General features: G+C 71.3%; 8 protein-coding genes. 3 read left to right on the top strand and 5 right to left on the bottom strand.

All coding sequences use genetic code 11. The features are described 5' to 3' along the window. Positions 1-489 precede the first annotated feature (489 nt). Both ACZ6R6_RS36715 and ACZ6R6_RS36710 read right to left on the bottom strand, forming a co-directional pair. Positions 490-903, bottom strand: coding sequence for a DUF5360 family protein (locus tag ACZ6R6_RS36715; RefSeq protein WP_470101316.1), 414 nt, complete (start codon positions 901-903; stop codon positions 490-492). After that, positions 890-1,450 (bottom strand): TetR/AcrR family transcriptional regulator, encoded by a 561-nt coding sequence (locus ACZ6R6_RS36710; RefSeq protein WP_470101314.1) that lies wholly within the window; start codon positions 1,448-1,450, stop codon positions 890-892. The genes ACZ6R6_RS36715 and ACZ6R6_RS36710 overlap by 14 nt, the downstream gene beginning before the upstream one ends. Positions 1,451-1,517: 67 nt before the next feature. Here ACZ6R6_RS36710 and ACZ6R6_RS36705 point away from each other — a divergent pair, with 67 nt between their 5' ends. Continuing rightward, positions 1,518-3,056 carry a gamma-glutamyltransferase family protein gene (locus tag ACZ6R6_RS36705; RefSeq protein WP_470101312.1) on the top strand — a complete coding sequence of 513 codons (1,539 nt, stop codon included), beginning with the start codon at positions 1,518-1,520 and terminating at the stop codon, positions 3,054-3,056. A gap of 63 nt (positions 3,057-3,119) precedes the next feature. Continuing rightward, the gene (locus ACZ6R6_RS36700; protein WP_470101310.1) at positions 3,120-3,425 is read left to right on the top strand and encodes a DUF5709 domain-containing protein; all 306 of its coding nucleotides are present in this window, start codon (positions 3,120-3,122) and stop codon (positions 3,423-3,425) included. Positions 3,426-3,594: 169 nt separating this feature from the next. Here ACZ6R6_RS36700 and ACZ6R6_RS36695 read toward each other — a convergent pair whose 3' ends face one another. Beyond that, complete coding sequence (locus tag ACZ6R6_RS36695; protein ID WP_470101308.1) at positions 3,595-4,254, bottom strand: HAD family hydrolase; 660 nt, start codon at positions 4,252-4,254, stop codon at positions 3,595-3,597. A 165-nt stretch (positions 4,255-4,419) separates the two neighbouring features. Between ACZ6R6_RS36695 and ACZ6R6_RS36690 the strand changes: the two genes are divergently transcribed. After that, the gene (locus tag ACZ6R6_RS36690) at positions 4,420-5,022 is read left to right on the top strand and encodes a Uma2 family endonuclease (protein WP_470101306.1); all 603 of its coding nucleotides are present in this window, start codon (positions 4,420-4,422) and stop codon (positions 5,020-5,022) included. A gap of 127 nt (positions 5,023-5,149) precedes the next feature. On the opposite strand, the gene hrpA is transcribed toward ACZ6R6_RS36690, so the two are convergent. Both hrpA and ACZ6R6_RS36680 read right to left on the bottom strand, forming a co-directional pair. After that, positions 5,150-9,028, bottom strand: coding sequence for an ATP-dependent RNA helicase HrpA (gene hrpA, locus ACZ6R6_RS36685; protein ID WP_470101304.1), 3,879 nt, complete (start codon positions 9,026-9,028; stop codon positions 5,150-5,152). A gap of 247 nt (positions 9,029-9,275) precedes the next feature. Next, a complete protein-coding gene (locus tag ACZ6R6_RS36680; RefSeq protein WP_470101302.1) occupies positions 9,276-11,579 on the bottom strand; it encodes a glycoside hydrolase family 6 protein in 2,304 nt (767 codons plus the stop codon). Positions 11,580-11,732 lie beyond the last annotated feature (153 nt).

The following is an 11,732-nucleotide window of genomic DNA, read 5'->3' as shown; positions in this document are numbered from 1 at the left end:
CCGGGTGAGACAGGCGGTCGGCGGGAGTTCCGCCCGGACGGAACAGGTGGCCGGATCGGGAGAGGTCATCCGTTTCCGGGCCGCCGTTCCAGCCGCGACCGACGGTGCCGGCGGTGACACCGTCGCGGACGGCTAGGGCGGGGAGGGGAGGCGGCGCTCCATGACGCTCCTTGTTCTGCGGATCGCTCCGCGGACGCGGTGGGCATTTCCGGGCCGCCGCTCGGTCGGCGTTCGCGCGTCTCCGTCACCTGTGAAGGCCGGAAAGGGGCGTCGATCTCGCGCGATGACCGGGCGGATGTGCGGTGACCTGTGCCGTGACGCTAGATCCGCGATCAGGCGCCGAACATCCGTATGGACATCCGTATGCCTACGGAAAAAGCGGCTCCCGCGCCGATCCGCAGGACGCCGGGGACCGGGAACGCCGGGGCTGATGCTGAGCCTGTTCTCGGGCTGGACATACCGAAGCCAGACAAACGGACAGATAACGCTTTACCGGACGGTCGCGGCCGGGCCGGCGAGACGGACGATCGCGGGGAGGGGGAACAGCAGCAGGTAGAGGTTGGGGATCCACCAGGCCGGGGAGAAGTCCCCGCGCAGGGTCCAGAAGGCGACGGCCATCAGGCCGGAGGCCGCGGTCAGGACCAGGGAGACGAGCATCAGCGGCGGGCCGTTCGGCGCGCCCCTGCGGATGAGGTGGAGACTGGTCAGGCCGGTGGCGCTGGCCAGGACGTCGATCCAGAGGAACGACCAGTTCCAGGAGACCATGATCGGGTCGGCGTAGTCGGCGAAGGCCCACTCCGGCGGGACGAGGCCCAGGCCGGTGACCGAGAAGTAGGCCAGGAAGCCGAGGTCGGTGACCAGCATGAGCGCCTTGGTCACCCCGGAGGGGCTACGGCGCGCCATGGTCGATCATCTCCATCAGGCGGCGGCGGACCTGCTCGTGCAGCCCGGCCTCGGGCTCGGCCAGGCCCAGCAGGCGGGCCGCCCACCAGCCGTCCACGGCGAGGCGGACCAGGGTGGCGACCGCGGGGTCGACCCCGTCGTCGGTGAGGCGGCGCTGCCAGGTGGCGTAGCGCTCCCGCAGGGGCGCGAGACCGCCGGGGTCGACGAGGACGCCCGCCAGCAGGGCGGCGGTGACCCGGTCGACCGGGGCCCGGCCACCGGCCGGACGCTCGGGGACGGCTTCGGGGACGGTCGCGGCGACATAGGCGCGCAGGAAGTCACCCGGCCGCGGGCCGGCGTCGGCGAGGGCCGCGGCGAAGGCGCCGACCAGGCGCTCGATCATCGCGGCGACCAGGGCCTGCTTGGTGGGGAAGTGATAGAACAGCCCGCCCTTGGAGACCCCCGCACGCCGGGCCACGGCCTCCAGGGTCAGGGACTCGGCCCCTTCGGTGAGCAGCACCTCGGCGGCGGCGTCGAGCAGGCGATCTTTTGAGCTCGATCTCGGCACAGCCGAAACTATACCGGCCGACCGGTACAGTTTCAACGAAGGACAGCGGAAGCCCTACGCTCTCGTCATGCTGAACACCCGCTATGCGCGCGCTGGAATGGTTTGCACCGTTGATCACCTCGCCTCCAGCGCGGGCGTGGCCATGCTGGAGCGGGGAGGTTCGGCGGCCGACGCGGCGATCGCGGCCAACGCCGTGCTGGCGGTGACCGCACCGCACATGTGCGGGCTGGGCGGCGACCTGTTCGCGCTCGTCCACGACGGCTCCGGCACGCCCGCGGCGCTCAACGCCTCCGGGCGGGCGGGATCGGGCGCCGACCCCGAGCGGCTGCGCGCCGAGGGGCACGACCGCATGCCGCACCGGCACGACGTCCGCTCGGCCCCGGTGCCGGGGTGCGCGGACGGCTGGCTGGCCCTGCACGGGCGGTACGGCAGGCTGCCGGCGGCGGAGGTGCTGGCACCGGCGATCAGGCACGCCCGCGACGGGTTCCCGGTCTCACCGCTGATGGTCCCCGCGTTGGAGACGGTCGGCCCGCTGTGCGAGGACTTCGCCCCGGCCCGGCGGGCCGGCGACCTGATCCGGCGGCCCGGGGTGGCGCGGGCGCTGGAGGCACTGGCCGACGGCCGGGACGGGTTCTACCTCGGCGAGTTCGGCGAGGGACTGCTCGCGGTCGGCGGCGGCGAATACACCGAGGACGACCTGGCCAAGGACGGCGCGCAGTGGGTGGACCCGCTGCGGGCGCGGGCCTTCGGGCACGACGTGTGGACCATGCCGCCCAACTCGCAGGGATACCTGCTGCTGCTGGCCCTCGGCATCGCCGAGGGGCTCGACCTGCCCGCCGACCCGGCCGACCCCCTCTGGGCGCACCTGCTGGTGGAGGCCACGCGGCTGGCCGGGCACGACCGGCTGGAGGTGCTGTTCGACGGCGCCTCCGTCGACGGGGCGCTGGGTTCGGCCGCCGTGCGCCGCGCCCTGGTCGACCCGGCCGGACGGGCCGCGGTGCGCGATCTCACCGCGCCGGGCGACACCACCTACCTGTGCGCGGTGGACGGCGACGGCATGGGCGTCTCGCTGATCCAGTCCAACGCCGCCGGCTTCGGCAGCCTGGTCTTCGAACCTCGTACCGGTATCAACCTGCACAACCGGGGCATCGGGTTCTCGCTGGTCCCGGGCCATCCCGCCGAGTACGGCCCCGGCCGCCGCCCCCCGCACACCCTGGTCCCCGCCCTGGTCACCCGGCCCGACGGGTCGCTCCGCTCGGTGGTGGGCACCATGGGCGGCGACGCCCAGCCGCAGATCCTGCTCCAGGTCCTGACCCGCCTGCTCGTCCACGGCCGGACAGCCGGCGAGGCGGTCGGCGCCCCCCGCTGGCGGCTGGCCTCCGGCGGCACCGGCTTCGACACCTGGCACGCCCCCGACCAGGCCGTGGTCGAGGTGGAGGAGGGCGGCCCGTGGGGCGAGGGCCTGCGCGAGCGGGGACACCCCGTCGCCGCCGCGCCGTACGGTTCCGCCTTCGGCCACGCGCACCTGATCGACGTGCTGCCCTCGGGCGTCCTGGCCGGGGCCGCCGACCCGCGCTCGGTCATCGGGGCCGCGGCGGGGCTCTGACCGGGCGGGGCTCTGACCGGGGGTTTCCGGCGACAGAACGGGTAGGGCGGCGATATGAGTGAAATGCCCCCAGACCGTGAGGGTCTGAGCGACGAGCAGGCGGTCGAGGTCGAGGAGTGGACCGACGACCTCGGCGTCAACCACGAGATCCGCGAGGACGACCCCGAGCACCGGGACACCCTTGACGAACGCCTCCGGCGCGAGGCCCCGGACCGCGAGCGACCCCCGCGCGAGGACAACCGCCTGGTGGCGCCGGACGAGGGCGTCGGCCCGGACGAGACGTCCGAGGCCTACGCCCGGGACGTCGGCCCCGACGACGGCGACCTGTCGGCCGAGGAGCGCGCCGTCCACATCGACCCCGAAACCTGACCCGGGGCCACGGCCGCCGGCCAGGTCACCGGAGGCGTCCTCAGCCGAGGACGCCGGCGGGGTCGCGGGCGCCCGGGACCGGCGCCCCCCCGCCGGGCAGCCGTCCACCGGCGGCCCGGGACCACAACCGGCCGGCCGGCGGTCCCGACGGCCAGAGCGGTCCCGGCGGTCAGCCGGCAGGCGTGGCGGTCAGCGCCGCGACGAGGGCGGGGAAGTCGTCGACGACGAAGTCCGCGTCCCCCGCCTCGGGGCGGGCGGCGTGCAGGTGGCCCCAGGGGCCGCGGCGGATCAGGGCGGTCCGCATCCCGGCCGCGCGGGCGGGGCGGACGTCGTTGTCGATCCGGTCGCCCACGTAGAGGATCTCGCCGGGCTCCCGCCCCGACACCGCGACCACCTCGGCGAAGAAACCGGGGTCGGGCTTGGAGACGCCCCAGCCGTCGGAGGTGTGGATCGCGTCGACGGGCAGGTCCATCGCGGCCAGCGCGTCGTAGGCCTGCGGCGGCTGGTTGCCCGCGATGATCAGCTCGTAGCCGAGGTCGCGGAGCGCGGCCAGGCCGGGCCGTACGTCCGGGTAGAGGTCGTCGGCGTCGAAGTTCACCCGGAGCCCGTCGGGGTCGTCCCGCTTCCACGCCTCCTGCTCGGCCTCGACGTCGAATCCGGGCCTGAACAGCCCGAAGGCGTCGGTGAGCGGCCGGTCGAGCGCGGCCATGCCGCCCAGCACGCCCAGCATCGTGAACCGGGGGACGCCGAGCCGGTCGGCCCAGCGCGACCAGATCCGCGTCTCGTCGATCAGCGTCTCCCCCACGTCGAACACCAACGCCCGCACCACGATGCTCCCCCTTCGCTCGACCCACCGATCCTATTGGCGTACGGCGGCGCCCCCCGCGGCGGGCGGAGCCGAGGCGTCCCATAGCCACCGCGCATACCTCACGTTCTTCGAGGATCTCCATGGAATACTTAGAGTGTTTGTTCGGACACGAAGGGACACAGGTCGATGGTGATGACAGCGCCCGGACGCCCCGCTCAGCACACCGCCCCGGAAGACCCACAACTGCCTCGCACACCGAGGGAGCTCTTCGAGTCCCTTCCTTCCACCCTCTGCCTCCGGGCCGAGATCATCGACGGGAACCTTCTCTTGAGCCCTTCCGGGACCCCCCAGCACGCCCGTATCGCCAGACGCCTCAGCCGAGCCCTGATTCCCGTGGAAGACGAGAACGGTTGGGAGAGCTTCACCGGCGACGTCGACGTCTGCATCGAGGGACCACGTGACACGGTGATCTCCGACTACTGCCTGGCCCCCGTGAACGCCCCGCTCTGGGGTGATCGGGAGATCCTCTCCTCAGGTTTGATCATGGTCGCCGAGGTCGTCTCACCCGGGAGCATGGAGATCGACCGCGCCACCAAGCCCAGGATCTACGCCGGTTGCGGCATCCCCATCACGCTGATCCCCGCCCCCGTGGCCTCCCCGCCGACGGTCACCGTTCTCAGCGACCCCGAAGAAGGCGTCTACCGGAGCATGAGCCAGGTCCAGACAGGCAAGCCGATCCGGATCCCCGCCCCCGTCGACTTCGAGCTGGACACCTCGATCTTCCTGTAGTCCGCGCTTCCCCGACCGGACCCGTCGACGGCGTGCCTCCAGGGCCGTGACGGGTCCGCTCACGGGTGGCACGGCGCAGCCGCCGGACCCCCCGGACGTCCTCCCCCGGAGGAACCGGCGCCGGCGGTCAGCCGACGAGCTGCTCCATGGCCTTGCGGACCCGCTTGTCGGAGATCGAGTAAGGGGTGCCGAGGGTCTGGGCGAAGTAGCTGACCCTGAGCTCCTGGATCATCCAGCTGATCCGGCGGACGTCGTCGTCGGAACGGCGGGCGGGGGGAAGCTTGTCGACCAGGTCGTGATAGTCGTCCTCAAGATCGTGGATCTTGTGCATCCGCTCCTCGTCACGGAGCCGGTCGTCGGGCAGCTTCTCCAGCCGCCGCTGGGCCGCCTTGAGATAGCGGAGCAGATCCGGCAGGCGCTTGTGGCCGGTGGCTGTGACGAAGCCCGGATAGACCAGTCCGGCCACCTGGTCGCGGATGTCCTCGATCGCGGGAGTCGAGCGGGCCTCGGGCAGCATGGTGGTGACCGAGTGCCAGACCCTGAGGATGCTCTCCACCCTGGCGACCACCTCGGCGGTGGTGTCGAACAGCTCGGCACGGACCTTGTCGTGCAGGGCGGTGAAGGCGGGCCCGTCCCAGACCGGCCCACCATACTCACCCATCAGCTCGTCGGCGGCGCAGGCGATGCAGTCGTCGAACAGGGCGGTGGCGCCGGGGTGCGGGCTCCGGCTGAGGGCGAGCTTGGCCTGGTTGTCCAGGCGGCCCAGCACCCATTTGGCCGGGGAGGGGGTGTTGAGCAGCAGCAGCCTGCGGGTGCCCTCCCACATGGCGCGGCGCTGCTCGGCCTCGGTCTCGAACATCCGCACGGCCACCGTGGCGCCCTCGTCGGCCAACGCCGGGTAGGCCTTCATCCGGCGCTGCTCGAAGGTCTTGGGCAGCTCCCCCAGGTCCCACGTGGTCAGTCCGGACTTCTCCAGGCCGTCGGCGGCCCTTGAGAGGGTCTGGCGGAGCTTGGGCGCCAGCCGCCGTTTGAGCTCAGCCAGGTCCTTGCTCTCGGCCAGCTTGTGCTTGCGGCCGTCGATCACCCTGAAGGTGATCTTCAGGTGGTCGGGGACCAGGTCGAGCTGCCACGCCTCACGCGGCACCTGGATGCCGGTCAGGTCGAGCAGCTCCCGCTCCAGCACCGCCAGCAGCGGCTCCTGGGTGGGTCTGGCCCGCTGGAGCACCTGCCTGGCGTAGTTGGGGGCGGGCACGAAGTTGCGCCGGACGTTCTTCGGCAGGGCCCGGATCAGCGCGGTGAGGAGCTCCTCGCGCAGGCCGGGGATCTGCCAGTCGAAGCCCTCGACGTTCACCTGGTTGAGCAGGGCCAGCGGGATGTGCGCGGTGACGCCGTCGGCGTCGGTGCCCGGCTCGAACTGGTAGGTCAGCGGGAAGCGCAGGCCGCCCTGCCGCCAGACGTCGGGGTAGTCGCGCTGGCTGACGTCACCCGCCGCCTCGCTGATCAGCATCGACTTCTCGAAGCTGAGCAGGTCGGGCTGGGCCGTCCGGGTCTTCTTCCACCAGGAGTCGAAGTGGCGCCCGGAGACGACGTCGGCCGGGACGCGCTGGTCGTAGAAGTCGAACAGCGTCTCGTCGTCGACCAGGATGTCGCGGCGGCGGGCCCGCTCCTCAAGCTCCTCGACCTCTTCGAGGAGCCTGCGGTTGTCCTTGAAGAACGCGTGGTGGGTCTCCCAGTCGCCCTCGACCAGGGCGTGCCGGATGAACAGCTCGCGGCTCAGCTCCGGGTCGATGCGGCCATAGTTGATCTTCCGCTGCACCACGATCGGCACGCCGTACAGCGTGACCTTCTCGTAGGCCATCACCGCGCCCTGGTTCTTCTCCCAGTGCGGCTCGGAGTAGGTGCGTTTGATCAGGTGCTGGGCGAGCGGCTCGACCCACTCGGGCTCGATCTTGGCGTTGACCCGGGCCCAGAGCCGGGAGGTCTCCACCAGCTCGGCGGACATGACCCACAGCGGCTGCTTCTTGGCCAGCGCGGAGCCGGGGAAGATCGCGAAGCGGGCGTTGCGGGCGCCGATGTATTCGGTGACGGGGCGGCGGGGACCGTCGTTCGTCGTCTTCTTGTCGATGTCCTTGACGCCGACGTGGGACAGCAGGCCCGACAGCAGCGAGAGGTGGATCTTCTGCTCGTCGCCGGGGGTGCTGTTCAGTGTGACGCCGAGCGACTTCGACATCTGGCGGAGCTGGCTGTAGACGTCCTGCCACTCGCGCACGCGCAGGTAGTTGAGGAACTCGGCCTTGCACAGGCGGCGGAAGGCGCTGGAGGACAGCTCCTTCTGCTGCTCCTGGAGGTATTCCCACAGGTTCAGGTAGGAGACGAAGTCCGACTCCTTGTCGGCGAAGCGGCGGTGCTTGTCATCGGCGGCCTGCTGCTTGTCGGCCGGGCGCTCGCGCGGGTCCTGGATGGACAGCGCCGCGGCGATGACCATGACCTCGCGGACGCACCCGTTGTGGTCGGCCTCCAGCACCATGCGGGCCAGGCGGGGGTCGACCGGCAGGCCGGCCAGCTTGCGGCCGAGCGGGGTCATCTGCTTGGCCTGGTCGAAGGCGCCCAGCTCCTGGAGCAGGTCGTAGCCGTCCTTGACCTGGCGCTGGTCCGGCGGCTCGACGAACGGGAAGGCCCCGATGTCGCCCAGGCCGATGGAGGTCATCTGCAGGATGACCGAGGCGAGGTTGGTGCGCAGGATCTCCGGGTCGGTGAACTCCGGCCGGGTGAGGAAGTCGTCCTCCTCGTACAGCCGGATGCAGACGCCCTCGGAGACACGGCCGCAGCGGCCCTTGCGCTGGTTGGCCGAGGCCTGGGAGATCGCCTCGATCGGCAGGCGCTGGACCTTGGTCCGGTGGCTGTAGCGGGAGATGCGGGCGAATCCGGGGTCGACCACGTATTTGATGCCGGGCACGGTCAGCGAGGTCTCGGCGACGTTGGTGGCCAGCACGACCCGGCGGCCGGTGTGCCGCTGGAAGACCTTGTGCTGCTCGGCCGCCGACAGCCGGGCGTACAGCGGGAGGATCTCGGCGTCCTTGCGTTTGGACAGCGCGTCGGCGGTGTCGCGGATCTCGCGCTCGCCGCTGAGGAAGACCAGGATGTCGCCCGGCCCCTCGGCGCACAGCTCGTCCACGGCGTTGCTGATCGCCTGGATCTGGTCGTCGTCCTCGGCGACCGGCCGGTATCGGACCTCCACCGGGTAGGTCCGGCCGGAGACCTCGACGATCGGGGCGTCGCCGAAGTGCTTGGAGAAACGCTCCGGGTCGATGGTGGCCGAGGTGATGACGACCTTGAGGTCCGGCCGTTTCGGCAGGAGCTGCTTGAGGTAACCGAGGATGAAGTCGATGTTGAGGCTGCGCTCGTGCGCCTCGTCGATGATCAGCGTGTCGTACTGGGCGAGGTCGCGGTCGGTCTGCAACTCGGCCAGGAGGATGCCGTCGGTCATCACCTTGACGAGCGTGCCGTCACTCACCTGGTCGGTGAAGCGCACCTTGTAGCCCACGGCGTCGCCGAGCCGGGTGTCCAGCTCCTCGGCGACGCGCTCGGCCACGGTGCGGGCGGCGATCCGGCGGGGCTGGGTGTGCCCGATCAGGCCCCGGACGCCCCGGCCCAGCTCCAGGCAGATCTTCGGCAGCTGGGTCGTCTTGCCGGAGCCGGTCTCACCGGCGACGATCACGACCTGGTGGTCGCGGATCGCCTCCAGGATGTCGTCCTTGCGCTGGCTGACCGGCAGCGCCTCCGGGTAGGTGACCACCGGCACCCCGGCCCGGCGGTCGGCCACCCTGCGCTCGGCCTTCTCGATGTCGGCGGCGATCTCCGCGGCGATCTTCTGCTGCGTGGCACGGTTTCTGACCTTGCGCGCGCCGTCGAGCCGGCGCCGGAGCCGCCGCTGGTCACGCAGCGTGAGCTCGGGCAGGCGCGTGTGGAGGTCGGCGAGTGGAGATGTCAACGGAGGCGTTCCCATACTGCTTCCAGAGTACTTTCAGCCCGCAAGTCAGGAGCCAACCGCCCATCGTGCCCGAGCCTCCGCCCGACCGCATCCCAATATTCGCCCACGCCCGCCCGGCCGGCGCGGGATCCCGCGGGAGACGGGTGCGGGACGCCGCGGAGACGGGTACGGCCCCGCCGCTCCCTCACGGGGAGTGGCGGGGCCGCGCGGCGCCGGTCACGGGACCACCGGGCGCCCCCGCCGGAGCGGGGGCGCGTCGGGGTCACGGGAGGGCGGGGTAGGCGTTCCTCAGCAGCTCACGGAACTGCGCCGAGAACCACTGGCCGGAGATCGGGGCGTCGGCCAGCGCACCGGTCAGGTTGTTGCCGTTGCGCTCGTTGCCGGTGTAGGTCGGGTCGCACATCCGGTCGAAGCCCTTGCCCTCGTCGTTGGGGATGAGCTTGCTGGAGCCGTCGGACTCGCCCGGCGGCTTGATCCAGACGTAGGCGTCCAGACCGGCGGCGGGGCTGGCCTGCGGGCGCTCACCGAGGCCGGCGCCGCTCTGGTTGCACCAGTTGCCGGCGTGGATCCGGCGGTCCACCCGCGACTGGTCGACGAAGGTGTTGAGGTCGGTGGAGGTGCTGGGAGCGGCCGGGCGGGCGGTGCCGCCCCACCCGTTGCGGGAGGTGTCGATCAGCATGCCGAGGCCCGGCTTGAAGCCCTTCTGGACCAGCAGGTTCCGGAACGCCTGGGCGTAGGACAGCTCGTCGACGTAGAAGTTCCAGTCGACCCACCGCGACTGGCGGATCGTCTGGCCGCCGACGGTGGTGTTGATGGTGAAGTGCGGCTCCCGCAGCGCCGAGTAGTTGGCGGTGTTGGTGATGAAGCCGTCGACGCTGTCGAAGCCGGCCGTGGTGCCGGAGACGGTGCTCGCGAACAGGTCGGCCGAGGGACCGAAGTTGGAGTCCCAGCCCAGCCAGCCGTGATGGCCGGCGTCGATGTAGGTGTAGACGTTCTTGATCGCGTGCAGCTTGTTCAGGGCGTAGCGGACGCCGTCGACGTAGGCGCCGGTCGACTTGGCCTCCGCGCACTTGGGCACGTTGAGGTTGGTGATCAGGTTGGGCAGCGAGTCGATCTCGATGATCGTCGAGATCCGGAGCGCGGAGTACTTCGCCTCGCCCATGATCGCCGCGATCGGGTCGATGTACTCGGCCTTGTAGCGGTTCAGGCCGTTCTGGGCGATGAGCAGCTCACCGTTGGAGGCCAGCGCCGAGCAGTCGCGGTTGGGCAGGTTGTAGATGACGAACTGGATCGTCAGCGGCTTGCTGCCGTTGGCCGCGTCCTGCTTGAGGGCCTCCTCCAGGTGGGCACGGAGGCCCTTGGCGGAGGCGCTGCCCTCGATGGCGGCGATGCGGTCCAGCCAGACGCCGGTCGAGATGTCGGCCACCGCGGCGCCGCCCGGCTCGGCGGCGGCCTTGGCCGACCAGTCGGGGTTGACGTAGCCGGTGGCCCCGGCGTACGGGTTCTCCACGTGCTCGCCGGGCTGCGTGACGACGTCGTCGTCGGACTCGGTCGCGGTGACGGAGACGCCGGTGTGCCCGGTGGCGGCGGCCGCGATGGTGGCGGTGCCGTCGGTCTGGTCGGCGTCCTGGGCGGCCGAGACGGTCACGTTCTGCGCCGTGTTCCAGTTGGCGGAGGTGAAGGTGAGCGTGGAGGGCGCGATGGTCAGATCGGCGTCGCCGGACTTGGTCAGGTTGACCGTGACGTTGCCGGCGGGCGCCTTGCTGAGCCGGAAGCCGACGGTCTTGGAGCCGCCCTCGGGGACGCCGACCGAGGTCGCGGAGGCGACGATCGACGCGGTGCCCCCGTCGGAGCCCACGGTGAAGGGGACCTCGGCGCTCTCCTTGGACAGGACCGGGGTGCCGTTGTCGTAGGCCCTCGCCTTGGCGGTGTGGCTGCCCGCCGCCACGCCCGTCGCGGAGTAGCTGTAGGGGGCGGAGGTGTCGGTGTTGACCAGGGCGCCGTCGACGTAGAACTCGACCTTGCCGACCGCGCCGTCGTCGCTCGCCGTCGCGGCGAGCGGTACGGCGGAGCCCGCCGGGATGGAGGCGCCGCTCGCCGGGCTGGTCAGGCTGACCGTCGGGGCCTGGTTCACCGGCGGCTGCCCGCCGCAGGTGACGCCGTTGACCGTGAAGGAGGTGGGCTTGGGGTTGCTCCCGCTCCACGACCCGTTGAAGCCGATGCTGGTCGACGCGCCGGTGGCGAGGTTGCCGTTCCAGTCCAGGTTCTTGGCGGTGACCTGGTTGCCGCTCTGGCTCCAGGTCGCCGACCAGCCCTGCTGGAGCTGCTGGGTGCCGGGGAAGGCGAAGCCGAGGGTCCAGCCGGTGAGCGCGTCACCGAGGTTCTTGATGCTCACGTTGGCGGTGAAACCGCCCTGCCATTCGTTGGTGCTGTAGGCGACGTCGCACGAGACTGCGGCGTGCGCCGTGCCGGCCTGCCCGGCGGCGAGACCGGTGGCGGCGACGAGCAGGGCCGCCGTGGTCGCCGCCCGATTGCGCCAGGCTCGGCGGCGCGGATGAGCTGTCATTCGTAATCATCTCCAGGACGAGAGTGGGAGCGCTCCCATAGTCCGGATGTTTCACGCGTGTGTACAGCGTGTTGCCCGCCGGGAGGCTCCCGCCGGGCCCGTCCCCGCCCCTGACCTCACCGAACGCCGCCCCAGCCCGATGAAAGTTTCAAA

The organism is Streptosporangium sp. NPDC048886 (genome assembly GCF_055586905.1).
This window is presented reverse-complemented; position numbering and strand designations above follow the sequence as displayed.

What these genes read in the sequence shown, in the direction of transcription:
- hrpA (WP_470101304.1), bottom strand. Translation starts at nt 9,028, where the DNA reads ATGGGAACGCCTCCGTTGACATCTCCACTCGCCGACCTCCACACGCGC.
- ACZ6R6_RS36715 (WP_470101316.1), bottom strand. Translation starts at nt 903, where the DNA reads ATGGCGCGCCGTAGCCCCTCCGGGGTGACCAAGGCGCTCATGCTGGTC.
- ACZ6R6_RS36700 (WP_470101310.1), top strand. Translation starts at nt 3,120, where the DNA reads ATGCCCCCAGACCGTGAGGGTCTGAGCGACGAGCAGGCGGTCGAGGTC.
- ACZ6R6_RS36690 (WP_470101306.1), top strand. Translation starts at nt 4,420, where the DNA reads ATGGTGATGACAGCGCCCGGACGCCCCGCTCAGCACACCGCCCCGGAA.
- ACZ6R6_RS36705 (WP_470101312.1), top strand. Translation starts at nt 1,518, where the DNA reads ATGCTGAACACCCGCTATGCGCGCGCTGGAATGGTTTGCACCGTTGAT.
- ACZ6R6_RS36680 (WP_470101302.1), bottom strand. Translation starts at nt 11,579, where the DNA reads ATGACAGCTCATCCGCGCCGCCGAGCCTGGCGCAATCGGGCGGCGACC.